The sequence below is a fragment of the Pseudomonas sp. zfem001 genome (assembly GCF_032621725.1).
Classification (GTDB): domain Bacteria; phylum Pseudomonadota; class Gammaproteobacteria; order Pseudomonadales; family Pseudomonadaceae; genus Aquipseudomonas; species Aquipseudomonas sediminis.
Map to the genome: position 1 here is coordinate 862710 of NZ_JAVYJI010000001.1, position 16476 is coordinate 879185.

A 16476-nucleotide genomic window follows, 5' to 3' on the forward strand; every position below is an offset into this window, starting at 1 on the left:
GTTACTCCTGCGCCGGGCTGGCTGGCGTGGCTGCCTTCGCCTCCTCGACCTTGACCGGGCTGTCCGGTCGCACCTTGGCCAGGCCGTCGACGATCACCCGTTCACCATCGCTGACGCCAGCCAGAATCACCCAGCGTCCGCTGGCCGTATCACCGGTGGTGACCTGGCGCATGCGCGCGAGGCCCTGCTCATCCACCACGTAGACGAACGTACCCCGCGGGCCCTGAGCGACGGCGCGCTCCGGTACGGTGATAGCGTTGGGACGGGTCAGCCCCTTGACCTGCACGCGCACGAACTGCCCGGGCAACAGTTTCTGATCGGGGTTCGGCACCACGCCACGGGCGCTGACGGTGCCGGTACCGCGATCGATCAGGCTGTCGGTGAAGTCCACTTCGCCCGCTGTCGGATAGGCCGAGCCATCACCAAAATGCACTTCCACGCTGAGTTTGCCGCTGGCCGGCAGCGCCAGGCTGCCTTCGGACACTTCACGGCGCAGACGCTCGGCCTCGGCATCCGGGTAAGCGAAGTTGACGAAGATCGGGTCGAGCTGGGTGATCTGCGTCAGCAGGCTGGCACTGGGATCACCGGCGACGATCAGGCTGCCTTCGGAAACGCTTTCCTTGCTGGTGATGCCGGTGATCGGCGCCTTGACCGTGGTGTAGTCGAGGTCGATCTGGCGCGACTGCACCTCGGCCTGGGCCGCCTCGATATTGGCCTTGCTCTGTTCGAAGTTGGAGATGGCGTTGTCCAGTTCGCTCTCGCTGGCGAAGCCCTTCTTCTGCAATTCGCGGATGCGTTTGAGGTCGCGATCGGTCTGCCGGAAACGCGCCTGCTCCTGCGCCAGCGCGCCCTTGGCACGGGCCAGAGCCGCCTCGTAGGGGCGCGAATCGATGCGAAACAGCACCTGATCCTTCTGTACCCGACTACCCTCCTGGTAGGTGCGTTCCTGCAGAATGCCGCCGACCTGGGCTCGAACCTGCACTTCGCGGTAACCAGCGGTTCGCGCCGGATACTCCAGCACGATAGGCAGTTCGCCGGCCTTGACCTGCTCGACCGTCACCGCCGTCGGTGGCGCCTCGGCGGCCTCGACGCTCGCGGCCAGCAGGACCAGACTGAAGGGCAGATAGACTCCGACCAGACGAACGAAGGGCATGAGGCATTCCTCTCCTTGGCTAGACACGGGACAGAAGCAGGACAACCAAGCCCGCCACCAGCAGGCGGGGCAAAATCGGTAAACTCGGCACAATCTGAGCCTAGTTCCAATTAACCGGATCGCCATGCGTAGAACCAAAGAAGATGCGGAGAAAACCCGCTGCGCCATCCTCGCTGCTGCGGAACAGTTGTTCCTCGAGCGCGGGGTCGCCCATACCAGCCTGGAGCATATCGCCCGGCATGCTGGGGTCACGCGCGGCGCGGTCTATTGGCATTTCCAGAACAAGGCCCACCTATTCCACGAAATGCTCAATCAGGTACGCCTGCCACTGGAGCCGCTGGCCGAACAGTTGGCCGCAGTCGACGGCCTGGCATCGCTGCAGTTGCTGCGCGACCTGTGCATAGAAGCCATGGCCAATCTGGTGCTGGATGAGCAACGCCGGCGCATCCTCACCGTGCTGCTGCGCCGCTGCGAGTTCACCGAGGATTTGCGCGAGGCCGAGGAGCGTCACGAAACCTTCGTCAATCAGTTCATCGACCTGTGCGAACAACAGTTCGCCCTGCCAGAGGTGCAACCGCACCTGCACCCCGGCATCACCCCGCGCCTGGCCTCGCGCACGCTGCACGCGCTGATCGTCGGTCTGTTCAGCGATTGGCTGCGCGATCCCAACCTGTTCGACGCCCAGACCGACACTCCAGCGATGATCGACAGCTGCTTTCGCGGCCTGCTGCGGCAGTGGCCATAGCCGATCCGAGTTCTACGCGGGCACAACCTCGTAACCCTCTTCACGGATGGCTGCCTGGATCTGCGAGGCATCCAGGTTGCCCTGCACTCGTACCAGCCCCGCGGCCAGATCGACTTCGACGCTGGCCGTCTGGTCCAGCGCCTGGATCGCCTGGGTGACGGCGCGCACGCAATGACCGCAGGACATTCCGCTAACCTTGAACTTTTGCATGACTGACTCCTTGAACATATAGCAGGCTGTTGAAAACTACCTACGTTGCCATTGCAGCGTTAAAAACAGGCTCAAAATGCTCATTTACGGCTCGTAAACTCCGCTTTTTCGCCTATTTTTGCCTTGCATTGGCTACCTCGCCTACGTTTTCAACGGCCTGCTGGTCGATGGGTGTAGTCTCAACCTTGCCACAATGGCAAGGTCAAGCCCTTGCGTCATGTCATTTGCCGCGTTCCCGTACGAGGGTCATCACAATGCGTCTGCTCTGCTCCGCCCTTGCCCTGCTGCTGGCGCCTCTGGCTCAGGCCGAACCACTGGCACCGCTGCCCTCGACCAGTCAGGGCGAAGGCTACGCGGTGCTGATCGTCTCGCGCGAACGCCTGGAAGTGGCCACTACCTGCGAGGTCGCGCTGTACCTGCATGACCAGATGGCCGCACGCTTGCATCAGGGTCAGTCGGTGTCCTTCAATCTGCCGCCGGGCAAGGTCTCGCTGCGCCTCGGCCTGACCGGCACCGGTTCATGTCAGGACGGTATCAACCAGCTCGCCGGCCAGTCGCTGGACCTGCAAGCGGGCGAGGTACGCCGCTACCGCATCGCCATGGGCAGCGATGGTCTGCGACTGCATGCCGCGCCAACACTGAACTGAAGGCTTGACCTTGCCATGGGGTCAAGGTTGATCCTGTAGCCATCCAGCTACAGGGAGCCGAACCATGACCACTTTCGACCTGCCGATCCGAGGCATGACCTGCGCCAGTTGCGCTGGTCGTGTCGAGCGCGCGCTGAACAAGCTGCCGGAGGTGAGCAGCGCGAGTGTCAACCTGGCCAATGAACAGGCGCGTATCGAAGCGCCAGCCGGCAGCCTGCCGCAACTGATCACCGCCATCGAGGGCGCCGGTTACAGCGTGCCTAGCCAGCCGCTGGAGCTGGGCATCGAGGGTATGACCTGCGCTAGCTGCGTCGGTCGTATCGAGCGCGCCCTGAACAAGTTGCCGGGTGTCAGCCAGGTGGCCGTCAATCTTGCCGATGAAAAGGCGCGCCTGCAGGTGCTCGCCGGTTTCGACCCGCAACAGGCGCTGAAGGCGGTAGCTGCCGCCGGTTATAAAGCCAGCCTGCTCGATGATCGCCCCACCACGGATGATGCCCAGCACCGACTACGCCGTGAACGTCTGACCTTGCTGGCAGCCATCGTCCTGACCCTGCCGCTGGTGCTGCCGATGCTCGTCGAGCCGTTCGGCCTGCACTGGATGCTGCCAGCCTGGGCGCAGTTCCTGCTGGCCACGCCGGTGCAGTTCATTTTCGGCGCGCGCTTCTATCGCGCAGCCTGGCAGGCGCTGAAGGTTCGCGCCGGCAACATGGACCAACTCGTGGCGATCGGTACCAGCGCCGGCTACGGCCTGAGCCTGTATCAGTGGGCCGTGACGCCGGCCGGGCAAATGCCGCACCTGTATTTCGAAGCCTCAGCGGTGATCATCAGCCTGATCCTGCTCGGCAAGTACCTTGAGAGCCGCGCCAAGCGCCAGACCGCCAGTGCCATTCGTGCGTTGCAGGCACTGCGCCCGGATCACGCGGTGCGCCTTGTGGATGGCCACGAGGAACGCGTCGGTATCGACGAGCTGGCGCTGGGCGACCATATCCTGGTCAAGCCGGGCGAGCGCTTCCCGGTCGACGGCCAAGTGCTGGAGGGCCACAGCCATGCGGACGAAGCACTGATCAGTGGTGAAAGCCTGCCGGTGGCCAAGCAGCCGGGCGACAAGGTCACCGCTGGCGCCATCAACGGCGAAGGCCGCCTGCTGGTGGAGACCACCGCCCTGGGTGCAGAGACCGTGCTGTCGCGGATCATCCGTCTGGTAGAAGACGCCCAGGCAGCGAAAGCGCCGATCCAGAAGCTGGTGGACAAGGTCAGTCAGATCTTCGTCCCAACCGTGCTGCTGATCGCCCTGGCCACGTTGCTCGGCTGGCTGGCATTCGGCGCGCCAATGGAAAGCGCCCTGCTCAATGCCGTCGCCGTGCTGGTCATCGCCTGCCCCTGCGCCCTGGGCCTGGCCACGCCGACCGCGATCATGGCCGGCACCGGCGTCGCCGCGCGCCACGGCATCCTGATCAAGGACGCCGAAGCGCTGGAAGTGGCGCATGCCGTGCAGCACATCGCCTTCGACAAGACCGGCACCCTCACCGAAGGCAAACCGCGCATCGTCCATATCGGCCTGGGCGAAGCCAACGAGGCAGAACTCCTGCGCCTGGCCGGTAGCCTGCAACAAGGCAGCGAACACCCGCTGGCCAAGGCCGTCTTGCAGCGCTGCGCCGAACAACACATCGCCCTGCCAGTACTCAGCGACAGCCGCGCGCTGGCCGGTCGTGGGATCGCTGGCAGTGTCGAGGGCCGCAACCTGCAACTGGGCAGCAGCCGCCTGCTGGAGGAAAACCAATTACAGGCAGGGGAGCTTGCCGAATCTGCCCGCACCTGGGAGGCCGAGGGCCGTACCCTGTCCTGGCTGCTCGAAACCGGCAACACTCCTCGCCTGCTCGGCCTGCTGGCCTTCGGCGATCAACTCAAGGAAGGTGCGGCCGACGCCATCGCCGAACTGCGCGAACAGGGCATCACCAGCCACCTGATCAGTGGCGACAACCCGGGCAGCGTCGCCGCAGTCGCCAACGTGCTGGGCATCGACCAACCTCACGCGCAGGTACTGCCGGCGGACAAGGCGCGGCTGATCGGCGAACTGCGCCAGCACGGCACCGTGGCGATGGTCGGCGACGGCATCAATGACGCCCCAGCACTGGCCGCAGCCGACGTCGGCATCGCCATGGGTGGCGGCACCGATGCAGCCATGCATGCCGCGGGCATCACCCTGATGCGCGGCGACCCGCGTCTGGTGCCGGCCGCGCTGGACATCAGCCGGCGCACCTACGCCAAGATCCGCCAGAACCTGTTCTGGGCCTTCATCTACAACCTGATCGGCATCCCGCTGGCCGCCGCTGGCCTGCTCAACCCGATGTTCGCTGGCGCCGCCATGGCGCTGTCCAGCGTCAGCGTGGTGAGCAACGCGTTGCTGCTCAATCGCTGGAGACCACGAGCATGAACATCGGCCAAGCCGCCAAGCACACCGGCCTCAGCGCCAAGATGATTCGCTATTACGAGTCCATCGACCTGCTGCCCCATGCCGGGCGCTCGGAGAGTGGCTATCGGCAGTACAGCAGCAGCGACCTGCACCGCCTGGCCTTTATCAAGCGGGCACGGGATCTGGGGTTTTCGCTGGAGGAAGTCGGCAAGCTGCTGGCCCTGTGGCAAGACAAGCAGCGCGCCAGTGCCGATGTGAAGGCACTGGCCGAGGAACATATCGCCACGCTGTCGCGCAAGATTGCCGAGATGAGTGCCTTGCGCGATACGCTGGTGGATCTGGCGAACAGTTGCCAGGGCGATAGCCGGCCGGACTGTCCGATTCTGCAGGAGCTGGAGGAAGGAGTGAGTTGCGGCGCGGCTGGATGTTCATCGCACCGTCAGCCGTAGGGCGGGTGAAACCCGCCAGACCGACAACGGCGGGTTGCACCCGCCCTACGTCAGTGGCGCCGCCAGTTCTAAAGCCCCTCCCATGGCACCGGGCGCAGCGTGAGGATGTGCGCACGGCGCACCCTACGCAGTTGCGCCGTTCAGCGCATCCAGGGCGGGATCGGCTCGGCGTCCTTGGGTTCGTCTTCGGCGTTGAGCAGGGCCTGCTTCTTCGCTTCCTCGGCCAGGGCGGCCTTGATCTCGCGCATCACCGCGTCGATGTCGGCAGCGTCTTCGGGTTCGGCGAATTCGCCGGTCAGCTGCGTATCGGGCAGCAGTTTACCGGCCTCGTAGAGCGCCCACATTTCCTTGGCGTACTTGGTGTATCTCAGCTCGGGAGCGAATTGGCCGAAGTATTCGGCCATGTTGCGCACATCGCGCTCGAGCATGCTGAAGGCGTGGTTGTTGGCGGCGGCGTCCACGGCTTGTGGCAAGTCGATGATCACCGGGCCTTCGGGGCCGAGCAGCACGTTGAATTCCGACAAGTCGCCGTGCACCAGGCCGGCGCAGAGCATCTTGACGATTTCCTGGATCATGAAGGCGTGGAATTCACGCGCGTCATCCGGGTGCAGGTCGACGTCATTGAGCCGCGGTGCGACATCACCCTCGCCGTCGTCCACCAGTTCCATCAGCAGCACGCCGTCAAGAAAGTCGTAAGGTTTGGGGACTCGCACGCCGGCATTGGCCAAACGGAACAACGCGGCGACTTCGGCGTTCTGCCATGCGTTTTCCTGCTCCTTGCGGCCATATTTGCTGCCCTTGGCCATGGCCCGCGCCTGACGGCTGCCACGCACCTTGCGGCCTTCCTGATACTCGGAAGCCTGGCGAAAGCTACGTTTGTTGGCTTCCTTGTAGACCTTGGCGCAGCGCAGCTCGTCGCCGCAGCGCACCACATAAACCGCTGCTTCCTTGCCGCTCATGAGCGGTCGCAGCACCTCGTCCACCAGGCCGTCTTCGACCAGGGGTTCAATACGTTTGGGCGTCTTCATCGGTGTGGATCACGGGTCCTTTTTGGCCAGAGGCGGACTTTCAGGGGCCATCCTCTCACAGCGCGGGCCAGATGCCGACTCCCACTGTTCAGGCACTGACCAGATGACGCCTGAGCGCCTCGATGGCGTAGCGCACTTTGGCCGGCTGAGCGTCGCGCCGAGGGGTGACGATATGCAGGCCGATGGGTTCCAGTTGCCAATCCGGCAGCAGCGGCAACAGCTCGCCGCGAGCCAGCAGTTCACGGATTTCCGGCTCAGGCTGCAACGACACGCCCATACCCGACAGGGTGAACTGGCGCGCGGCCAGGATGTTGTTGCAGCTGATGCGCGTCTCCAGCCGCAGGCGCTGCTGTGCTCCACTAGGGCCATACAAGGTCAGGTGCTGGCTACGCTCCAGATGCAGGCCGATCCAGTCGAGCTTGAGCAATTGCGACGGTTCGATTGGCAAACCAACACGTGCCAGGTAGGCCGGAGCGGCGCACAGGATCATGCGCCAGTCGGTCACGTAACGAGCCACCAGACTGGAGTCCTCCTGGCGGCCGACACGGATGGCGAGGTCGATACGTGATTCGATCAGGTCGATCTGCTCATCGTGAAAGAACAGGCTCAGGCTCAACCCCGGATGAGCACCGAGCAACGGCGCCAGCGCTTCGCTCAGCAACGGTCCGGAAAACCCGACCGGGGCGGCGACACGCAACTCGCCCACCGGCGCATCACGCTGCTCGGCCAGGCGCTGCTCGGCTCGCTCGGCCAGTTCGACTATCTGCCGGCAGCTTTCATAGAACTGCGCGCCGGCCTCGGTCAGGGTCAGTTTGCGTGTGGTGCGGTGCAGCAGCGTGACGCCAGTGGCCTCCTCCAGTCGGCGCATCTGCTGACTGACCGCCGAAGCCGTCATGCCCATGGCTTCGGCAGCCGCCACCATCGAGCCCTTCTGCACCACGGTAGCGAACAACGCCATGCGCTTGAGTTGCTCCATTATGAAGCTCTGCTTAATTATCCAAGTGCATCAGGCCACTTTTTCCAGACTTTATCCAGCGGTGATCATGTATCAACCATCACCTACCAAGGATTACTTCATGAAGATCGCTCTGATCGGCGCCACTGGTTATGTGGGCGCACCGCTGCTGCAAGAAGCATTGAACCGCGGTCATCAGGTCACTGCACTGGTACGCCATCCGCAAAAGCTGAGCGCGCATCCGCAACTGAACGCCATTGAGGCGGACGTTCACGACAGCGCAGCGCTGGCCGAGCAGTTGCGTGGACATGACGCGGTGATCAGCGCCTTCAACCCGGGCTGGGGCGTGGCAGAGATTCGTGAACAGTTCATCGCCGGCAGCCGCTCGATCATCGCGGCCAGCAAGCAGGCTGGCGTCAAACGCCTGCTGGTTGTCGGCGGTGCCGGCAGCCTGTACGTCGCCCCTGGCGTGCAACTGATCGACACTCCGGACTTTCCTGCCGAGTACAAGGAAGGCGCCGAGGGCGCACGCCAGGCGCTGAACATGCTGCACGAGGAGGCTCAGCTGGAGTGGACCTTTCTCTCGCCCGCCGCCCTGCTCGTTCCGGGGCCGCGCACAGGCAAATTTCGTCTGGGCCACGATGAGCTGCTGATGAATGGCGATGAGCCGGGCAGCATTTCGGTTGCCGACCTGGCCGTAGCGCTGATCGATGAAACCGAGCGACCACAGCATATCCGCCAGCGTTTTACCTTGGCGTACTGAACCGAGCGCTGACGCGGGCGGCCGCTCCGAACGCCAATAAACCAGAGGAATGTCCATGACTCCATTCAGCAGCAGTGCCTTCGTCGCAACCGACACCCCGGCGCGCTATATCAGCCGGCTGTGCAAGCACTTCGCACACAAGATCCCGGTCAGCTTCGATGAACAAGAGGGGCGCATCGAGTTCGGCGCTGGCCTGGCGACCCTGAAAGCAGAAAACCAGGGCCTGCGCCTGCTGGTTGAAAGCGCCAACAGCGAGGACCTGCATCGTCTGGAAGGCGTCGTCGGCAGTCACTTCGAGCGCTTTGCCTGGCAGGAAGAATTGACCCTGGACTGGCAGCCCGACTGATTGCTCAGAGCGCATCCAGCCGCGCACGCAAGCGGCGCAGCACCGACAGGGACTCGGGATTGTCGCCATGCACGCAGAGGCTGTCGGCCCGCAACCGCAGCGGCTTGCCATCGATATCGGCAAACGGCTCGCCGCTGGCAATGGCCAACGCCTGACCAAAGATACGCTCGGGCTCCTGATGCACCGCGCCGCTAAGGCGGCGTGGCGCCAGCTGCCCATCTGACAGGTAGGCGCGGTCGGCGAACGCCTCGAACATCAGCGGCACATCGGCCTCGTCAGCCAGACGCAGCTCCCGGTCATTGTCAGCCAGCGCCAGCACCATCAGCGGCAGGCCCTTGCGGTAGCTTGCACAGGCATCCAGCACCGCCATCAGCAACGCATCGTCACGCACCAGATCGTTGTACAGCGCGCCATGCGGTTTGACGTAGGCCAGCTGGCAACCGCGCGCTCGGCAGAAGGCATCCAGCGCCCCCACCTGATAAAGCACCAGTGCGCGGACCTCCTCCGGCGAGCACTGCAGATGACGCCGACCAAAGCCTTGCAGATCTGGATAGGACGGATGCGCGCCAATGCTCACGCCATGCGCCACGGCCAGCTCGACGCAACGCGCCATGATCAGCGGATCGCCTGCATGGAAGCCGCACGCCAGGTTGGCCTGATCGATCAGCGGCATGGCCAGTTCATCGTCGCCCATACGCCATGCGCCGAAGCCCTCGCCCATGTCGCAGTTCAGGAGAATACGGTTCATTGCGGCAGCTTAGAACGCCCGGAAAGCATGCGTAAAGCCCGCTCAACACTCGAGAATTAATCGCATTTACAAAATTTACATCTGCTTGCAGCCCAGTCGCCACGGCCTCTCCAGCCCGGCGACATGGACACCAACATCATCTGCAATTGAACCTTATATGCAAATCACTATCATCCCGGCCGTCTGCAACCGTTACGACTGCACTCTCTTACCGCCAGGAGTAGATCGATGTCCGCCCTCAATTCCCGTACCGCCTTGGCCAGCGCCATTGCCTTGGCCGCCAGCTTCGGCGCCCAGGCCAACGAGCCCATCGCCCTGGGCGACGTGGTCGTCAGCGCCTCCGGCTTCGAGCAGAAGATCACCGAAGCCCCCGCCAGCATCAGCGTGATCAGCCGCGAAGAACTGCAGCAGAAGCGCTATAGCAACCTGGCGCAGGCACTGGAAGACGTGGAAGGCATCGATGTACGTCAGGGCACCGGTAAGACCGGCGGCCTGAATATCAGCATTCGCGGCATGCCCAGTGACTACACCCTGATCCTGATCGACGGCCGCCGCCAGAACACCGCAGGCAACGTCACCCCCAACGGCTTCAACGAAACATCCACCAGCTTCATGCCGCCGATGTCCGCGATTGAGCGCATTGAAGTGATTCGCGGGCCGATGTCCACGCTATACGGCTCCGACGCCATGGGCGGCGTGGTCAACATCATCACCCGCAAAGTGGCCAAGGAATGGGGCGCCAGCCTGAGCCTGGATCACACCTTCCAGGAAAACCGCGATTACGGTGAAGCCAGCAATACCAGCCTCTATGCCAGCGGCCCACTGATCGAGGGCCTGTTGGGCCTAGCCGTGCGTGGCAGCCTGTACGACCGCGGCGAGTCAGACCTGCAGTTCGACAACGACAGCACCGTCAGCAAGCGTGGAGCTTCCCCCGTCGAGGGGCGCAACACCACCTTCGGCACCCGCCTGACGCTTACCCCGAACGATGCCCACGACTTCGCCCTCGATTTCGAGCGAGGCCGCCAGGTCTACAACAATGACGACTGCCAGCTGGGCAATCTCGACGGCAAGAACGGCGGCAGCGCCACCGATGGCTGCACCACCAACGCCCCGTTGCGCGCCAATGGCTACAAGGATGAACTGCGCTTCGAGCGTGATCAGATCGCCCTCAGCCATACCGGGCGTTTGAGCTTCGGTACGCTGGAAAGCAGCATCACCCACAACACCACGGAAACTTTCGGCCGTACCATTCCAGGCAACCCGATTGGCAACTCGTACACAGGTTTCCCTTCGATCGTCATCGGCGACGACCGCAAGCTGAAGTCGACCGATCTGGTCGTAGATACCAAGTTGGTCGCTCCCGTGGGCGAATCCCACATCGCAACGGTTGGTGCACAGTGGTGGGACGCCAAGGTCACCGACGGCATTGCCGATGAGGACTTCCAGCAGACGTCCTGGGCGCTGTTCGCCGAAGATGAGTGGCGCCTGCGTGACGACCTGGCACTGACCCTGGGCGCCCGCTACGAGGATCATGAAGCCTTTGGTGGCCATGTCAGCCCACGCGCCTATCTGGTGTGGAACACCACGGACACCTGGACCCTGAAAGGCGGCGTGAGCCGTGGCTACAAGACCCCGACACTCAACCAACTGCACAGCGGCATCAATGGCGTGACCGGCCAGGGCTCGACCATCACCATTGGTAGCCCCGACCTGGATCCGGAAATCACCACCAACACCGAGATCGGCGCGTACTACGACAACCTCTCTGACTTCAACGCCAACGTCACCCTGTTCCATAACAAGTTCAAGGACAAGATCGACGACGGCACACCGTTGGCCAACTGCTTCTACACTGCGAATCCGAACCAGCCAGGCTGTGTCAGCTATGGCGCGGGCTTCACTCAGGAGAACTTCGCCCAGAGCGTGAACATCGGCGAAGCCGTCACCAAGGGTGTCGAGGTCGCAGGCCGATGGGCGTTCGCCCCGGCCTGGGCACTGGCAGTCAACTACACCTACACCGACAGCGAGCAGAAGAGTGGCATCAACAAGGGCGCGCCACTGACCAATACACCGGAGCATATGGCTCACGCACGCCTGAGCTGGGCAGCCAATGAGCGCCTGACACTGTGGTTCAAGGGTGAATACCGCGGCGAACGTGCTCGCTTTCCCGACCGCTACGAAAATCTGACGGCAGCAAACAAAGCCCTGTACGACGCCGCTGGCGACCTGAAGGCCTATGAAGTCTTCCACCTAGGTGGCTCGTTCAAGGCATCGGAGAACGTGACCTTCAGCGCCACGATCTACAACCTGTTCGACAAGGATTTCACCAGCGGCAGCTACTACACCACCAACACCGGCACCACTGGCTGGGCGTCCGACTATACGCAGATCGCGCAGTCCACCAGCGGCACCCTCGAGGAAGGCCGACGCCTGTGGTTGTCGACGGTCATCGAGTTCTGACCACAACCGCGCAAAGCCAAACGCCAGCCCAAGGGCTGGCATTTGGCTTTTTAGCGACTGTCGGCCTGCAGGTGGGACGCTGTATCACTGCACGCATAAGCGACAGATCATCGCATCGTCAGCCATGGAAACGCGGACATTGGCCGTACGAGATAATGGCCCTCTAGCGAACCACAGGGCGCCAGATCACATCCGGGCCGATGCTGGCCAGATCAGCGCAACCGGTCAGAGCCATGGCCACTTCCAGTTCGGCGCGCAGCAATTGCAGCACATGCGCGACACCAACGGCTCCCGCAGCAGCCAGAGCAAATACATAGGGCCTGCCCACTAACACCGCATCTGCGCCCAAAGCCAGTGCCTTGAGGATATCGCTGCCACGACGAATGCCACCATCGAACAGCAGCGGCACCCGTCCCTGCACGGCAGCAGCGACCTCGGGCAGCACCTCGATGGTAGCCGGCAGGCCGTCCAGCGTACGCCCGCCATGGTTGGAGACGATCAGGCCATCCACTCCCGCCGCCAACGCCTGTTCGGCATCGATGCCGCTCATGATGCCCTTGAGCAGAATCGGTAAACGCGTCTGCTCACGCAGCCAGGTAAGGTCAGCCCAAGTCGGTGCCGCCGCCAGCAACGGCCCGCCCAGGAGCAGGCTGCTGTTCTGCGGGTCGACCTGCGCCTGCAAGGGACGCATCCCATGCAAATTGACCGCTTCGACACCCGCCGGCAAAGCGAAGCCGGCGCGCTGCTCGCGATTACGCACGCCGTTGACCGGAGCATCCACTGTCAGCACCAGAGCCTGGTAGCCGGCGCCTTCAGCGCGGCGGATCAGGGCAGCAGTGAAGTCACGATCAGGCTGGATATACAGCTGGAACCACAGCGGCGCCTGCGCCTGCGACGCGATGATTTCCAGCTCGACACTGGCTTGAGTGCTGACCACCATGCCCGCGCCCAGTGCAGCCGCCGCGAGTACGCTAGCCAACTCACCATCGGGATGGGCGAGCTTCTGGTAAGCCACCGGCGCGAGAAAGATCGGGTGGGCGAAATCCTGGCCAAACAAACGCAGACGTGTATTGCCGCCACTGAGATCCTCCAGCACTCGGCTACGCAGACGCAAACGCTCGAACGCCGCCCGGTTATCCGCCAGGGTCAGCTCATCCGCCGCGCCGCCAGCCAGGTAGGCCCAGGCCTGTTCGCTCATGCGTTCGCGGGCATAGGGCTCGTAGTCGACGACGGCGGCGATGGTGGGCGGAATCTGCTGTAGCTTGGGCAAGGACATGCTGTTTCTCGACAATCGGAGCGTGGAGAAAAACGTTCGATCAGGACAATGGTCCAGCGCTCAGGTCTGCGTCCATTGCCGCAGCAGGTTGTGGTAAATCCCGGTCAAGCGCACTAGCTCTGAGCTGTCTGGCACCTGCTGGCGCAGCGCCTGGATGCTGTCATCGAGTTCCAGCAGCACGTTGCGCTGCTCGTCCTGGCGCACCAGGCTCTGCACCCAGAAGAACGAGGCCAGACGCGCACCGCGGGTCACCGGTTCGACCCGATGCAGGCTGCCGCTGGAATAGAGAACCAGATGGCCGGCCGGCAGCTTGATGCGCTGGTCCTGTACCACCAGTTCACCGCCCTCGTACTCGTCCGGTTCGCTGAAAAACAGAGTGGCCGACAGGTCGGCACGAATACGATGCGGCGTGCCCGGCACGCTGAATACCGCATTGTCGATATGGTCACCGTAGGTGCCGCCCTCGGCATAGCGATTGAAGCGCGGCGGCACCACTTTCAGCGGCAACGCGGCAGCCATGAAACGCGGATGCTGGGCCAGGCAGGCCAGGATGAAATCGCCCAGCTGCTGCGTCAGCGGATCATCCTGAGCAAGCTGCTGGTTGGCCTTGACGTTCACCGCCTGGTGCCCAGCCGTCAGCCGGCCATCCTGCCAACTACCGCCCGCGAGCGCGGTGCGGCATTGCTGCAGCTGTTCGGCATTCAGCACGTCGGGAATGCGCAGCATCATGTTCGGGGTTCTCCAGGCCAATCGCGTTGCGAATGATTCTAAAGGGCTGCAGTACCCGGAAAGAAGCCCGATCTGCTGCTGCCACAAAAATGAAAACGCCCCGACTGCGTGGCAATCGGGGCGTCTGACACTCAAGCGTGCTTAGAAGTGGAAATTGGTGCTCAGGGTGAAGGTACGCGGATCACCCAGCAATGCACGGCGACCCTGCCAGTTGGCCGAGCTGACGTACTCCTCATTGGTGAGGTTGTCGATGTTCAGGCGCACATCCACATTGGCATTGACCTCATAGCTGGCCATCGCGGCGAAGGTTGTGTAGCTCGGCACACGCCCATAGCGGCCATTGGCGACAATACGCTCGACGTCATCCGGACGCCCCAGGTAGGACGAGCCGACATGCTGGGCACCCAGGCCCAGGGTCAGGCCAACAGGCAGGCGGTAGGTCGTCCACAGGTTGCCGGAGACCTTGGGCGTGAAGGCCAGCTCGTCACCATCGGTGCGCAGCTCACTGCCGTAGTCGCCACTATTGGCACGACGGCGCACGTCATCCAGATAGGCGCTGTGCTTGCGCTCGCTGTCCATGAACACGATGCCAGCGAAGACATCCCAGTTGTCGGTGATCTTGCCACTGGCGCCCAGCTCCAGGCCTTTGACCACTTGCTCGCCATAGCCCTTGAGCGTAGCGGCGCCTGTTTGCCCGACATCCAGACCGGTAATCGCGACCTTCTTTTTCTCGGTATAGAACAGCGCAGCGGTGGTCGACAGACGGCGGTCGAAGAAGTCCCACTTGGTGCCAATTTCGTAGCTGTGCGCACGCACCGGATCGGCGCCTTTGATCAGCGCCGGCAATCCCTGGTCGGTACGCGAGATATCCGAGTTGGACAGGTATGAACCCGGCGGTTGGGTGGATACACCGTAGGCCGCGTAGACGCTGCCGTTGGGCAGCGGCTTGTACACCACTCCCAGCTTGCCGCCGAGGCTCAGTTCAGTGTCGTTGAAGTCGTCACCGGGGGCCGCACCTCCGTCCAGGCGCTTGTTGCTGATGCTCGCCTCGTACTGCTCCAGGCGCAGACCACCGGTCACCTGCCATTGTGGGTTGATCTCGATAGTGTCGTAGACATAGAGCGCGGCGGTATCGACGTCGACCTTGGTGCGATCACGCGGGGCCAGAGCAGCCGGTACGCTGCGTTCCCAGTCCGGGTCGAAGACGCTGACCAGATCCGGCAGCGTCTGCGACGCGAAGCCCAGTGATTCGGACTTCTCGCGGCTCAGTTCGAGCCCCGCCGACAGGTTGTGATGCAAACCAGCGGTATAGAACTGTGTGGACAGGTTGGTGAGGTTGCTCAGCGAGGTGTTGACGCGGTCATACTGCTGGCGCTGTACGTTGACCAGTGCGGCATTGGCGTTGTTGTCGTCGTCCAGCACGTGGGTGTAACGAGCCTGGCGGTCAACACGAGCCAGACGCGTCTGATTGCTGATGGTGACGCCAGCGGACAGATCATGTTCGAGGCGAAACATCAGCGCATCGCTGGTGGTGTCGTCGAAGTCGGACTTGAGGCCGAAGTACTTGTCACGATCAGCCGACCAAACCGAGGAGTCGAGCGGGGTGTTGGCTCCTTTGAGCTTGTCACGCAGGGTCACGCCGGCCACCCCCAGATCCGGGCGGTCGTTCATCTCGACGTGCTCGTACGCAACGATGGCGCGAGTGTCGGTGCCCAGACCGAAGGCCACAGACGGAGCGATACCCCAGCTGTTCTTCTCGGCGTGCTCACGGCCTGCGACGCCGCTGTCCTCGACCAGCAGGTTGAGACGGAAAGCGCTGCTGTCGTTGATGATCTGGTTGGTGTCGAGCGTGGCACGGCGGCGCGGCTCGGAGTCGTACTGATCGAAGCCGAAGCTGGCGCCGCCAGCGATGAAGCTTTCCAGGGTCGGCGTCTTGGTCACCTGATTGACGTAACCACCGGCACCACCGCGGCCATTGTCAGCTGCCGGCCCCTTGAACACCTCGACCTGCTCGACGTTGAACACGTCGCGGGTGTAGCTGCCGTTGTCACGCGCACCGTCGATGAACAGGCTGCCGCTGGTGTTGAAACCACGCAGGCTGAAGTTGTTGGTGCCGGTAGCGAAACCGTTTTCGCCAGCCTCGAAGCTGATCCCGGGAGTATTGCGCAGCACATCAGTCAGAGTGCGGGCGTTCTGCTGACGGAACAGGGTTTCCGGAATGACGTTGACCGTCTGCGGTGTATCGAGCAGTGCAGCGGTCTGTTTCGGCGAAGATGCTTTATCGACCTTGAACCCCTTGTCCTGCTGCCCCTGGACAGTTACGTCGTCCAGTTCGACTGCCGACTCCTGGGCTACGGCGAAACCCGATAGCAGGGCCAGACTGACGGCCGAGGCCAGCAGACGACGCTGGGGGAAAGGTGCACGCTTGTTGTGTTTATCGCTCACGAGAGTCACTCCAGATGAAAACTGCGCGCGATAGTATTTGAGATTCAATCTTAATCAATCTTTACGAATGATTTACATGAACTTCTTTGTAACAAAAATGTCAGCTCGA

Annotated in this window: 15 protein-coding genes; 7 read left to right on the forward strand and 8 right to left on the reverse strand. The window is 62.9% G+C overall.

Going from position 1 to position 16476, the window contains the following annotated elements; genetic code table 11:
• Position 1: 1 nt before the first annotated feature.
• Complete coding sequence (locus RTH74_RS04225; RefSeq protein ID WP_316913833.1) at positions 2-1153, reverse strand: efflux RND transporter periplasmic adaptor subunit; 1152 nt, start codon at positions 1151-1153, stop codon at positions 2-4.
• Between the two features lie 124 nt (positions 1154-1277).
• On the opposite strand from RTH74_RS04225, the gene RTH74_RS04230 reads away from it, so the two are divergent.
• Positions 1278-1898: a TetR family transcriptional regulator gene (locus RTH74_RS04230; RefSeq protein WP_125833774.1), complete on the forward strand. Its 621-nt coding sequence runs from the start codon at positions 1278-1280 to the stop codon at positions 1896-1898.
• 12 nt (positions 1899-1910) lie between these two features.
• Here RTH74_RS04230 and RTH74_RS04235 read toward each other — a convergent pair whose 3' ends face one another.
• The gene (locus RTH74_RS04235) at positions 1911-2108 is read right to left on the reverse strand and encodes a cation transporter (protein ID WP_316913834.1); all 198 of its coding nucleotides are present in this window, start codon (positions 2106-2108) and stop codon (positions 1911-1913) included.
• Between the two features lie 254 nt (positions 2109-2362).
• Between RTH74_RS04235 and RTH74_RS04240 the strand changes: the two genes are divergently transcribed.
• The 3 genes from RTH74_RS04240 (at position 2363) to cueR (ending at position 5617) form a co-directional block, all read left to right on the forward strand.
• Positions 2363-2755 carry a hypothetical protein gene (locus tag RTH74_RS04240; RefSeq protein WP_316913835.1) on the forward strand — a complete coding sequence of 131 codons (393 nt, stop codon included), beginning with the start codon at positions 2363-2365 and terminating at the stop codon, positions 2753-2755.
• A 64-nt stretch (positions 2756-2819) separates the two neighbouring features.
• Positions 2820-5189: a heavy metal translocating P-type ATPase gene (locus tag RTH74_RS04245; RefSeq protein WP_316913836.1), complete on the forward strand. Its 2370-nt coding sequence runs from the start codon at positions 2820-2822 to the stop codon at positions 5187-5189.
• Positions 5186-5617, forward strand: coding sequence for a Cu(I)-responsive transcriptional regulator (gene cueR, locus RTH74_RS04250; protein WP_316913837.1), 432 nt, complete (start codon positions 5186-5188; stop codon positions 5615-5617). The genes RTH74_RS04245 and cueR overlap by 4 nt, the downstream gene beginning before the upstream one ends.
• Positions 5618-5757: 140 nt before the next feature.
• Here the strand turns inward: cueR and RTH74_RS04255 are convergent, their stop codons facing one another.
• Together RTH74_RS04255 and RTH74_RS04260 are read right to left on the reverse strand one after the other, a co-directional pair.
• Positions 5758-6645, reverse strand: coding sequence for a PA4780 family RIO1-like protein kinase (locus RTH74_RS04255; protein WP_316913838.1), 888 nt, complete (start codon positions 6643-6645; stop codon positions 5758-5760).
• A gap of 88 nt (positions 6646-6733) precedes the next feature.
• Positions 6734-7621, reverse strand: coding sequence for a LysR family transcriptional regulator (locus RTH74_RS04260; protein WP_316913839.1), 888 nt, complete (start codon positions 7619-7621; stop codon positions 6734-6736).
• Positions 7622-7721: 100 nt separating this feature from the next.
• Between RTH74_RS04260 and RTH74_RS04265 the strand changes: the two genes are divergently transcribed.
• Both RTH74_RS04265 and RTH74_RS04270 read left to right on the forward strand, forming a co-directional pair.
• The gene (locus RTH74_RS04265; RefSeq protein WP_316913840.1) at positions 7722-8363 is read left to right on the forward strand and encodes an NAD(P)-dependent oxidoreductase; all 642 of its coding nucleotides are present in this window, start codon (positions 7722-7724) and stop codon (positions 8361-8363) included.
• A 55-nt stretch (positions 8364-8418) separates the two neighbouring features.
• The gene (locus tag RTH74_RS04270; RefSeq protein WP_316913841.1) at positions 8419-8709 is read left to right on the forward strand and encodes a DUF2218 domain-containing protein; all 291 of its coding nucleotides are present in this window, start codon (positions 8419-8421) and stop codon (positions 8707-8709) included.
• Positions 8710-8713: 4 nt separating this feature from the next.
• Here the strand turns inward: RTH74_RS04270 and RTH74_RS04275 are convergent, their stop codons facing one another.
• Positions 8714-9457 (reverse strand): 5-oxoprolinase subunit PxpA, encoded by a 744-nt coding sequence (locus tag RTH74_RS04275; protein ID WP_316913842.1) that lies wholly within the window; start codon positions 9455-9457, stop codon positions 8714-8716.
• 228 nt (positions 9458-9685) lie between these two features.
• Between RTH74_RS04275 and RTH74_RS04280 the strand changes: the two genes are divergently transcribed.
• Positions 9686-11917 carry a TonB-dependent receptor domain-containing protein gene (locus RTH74_RS04280; protein WP_316913843.1) on the forward strand — a complete coding sequence of 744 codons (2232 nt, stop codon included), beginning with the start codon at positions 9686-9688 and terminating at the stop codon, positions 11915-11917.
• A 163-nt stretch (positions 11918-12080) separates the two neighbouring features.
• Here the strand turns inward: RTH74_RS04280 and RTH74_RS04285 are convergent, their stop codons facing one another.
• The 3 genes from RTH74_RS04285 to RTH74_RS04295 all read right to left on the reverse strand — a co-directional run bounded on the left by RTH74_RS04285 (position 12081) and on the right by RTH74_RS04295 (position 16367).
• Complete coding sequence (locus RTH74_RS04285) at positions 12081-13193, reverse strand: alpha-hydroxy acid oxidase (protein WP_316913844.1); 1113 nt, start codon at positions 13191-13193, stop codon at positions 12081-12083.
• A 60-nt stretch (positions 13194-13253) separates the two neighbouring features.
• Positions 13254-13922, reverse strand: a complete 669-nt coding sequence (locus RTH74_RS04290; protein WP_316913845.1) for a Fe2+-dependent dioxygenase — start codon at positions 13920-13922, stop codon at positions 13254-13256.
• A gap of 141 nt (positions 13923-14063) precedes the next feature.
• Positions 14064-16367 carry a TonB-dependent siderophore receptor gene (locus RTH74_RS04295; RefSeq protein ID WP_316913846.1) on the reverse strand — a complete coding sequence of 768 codons (2304 nt, stop codon included), beginning with the start codon at positions 16365-16367 and terminating at the stop codon, positions 14064-14066.
• Between the last annotated feature and the right edge of the window lie 109 nt (positions 16368-16476).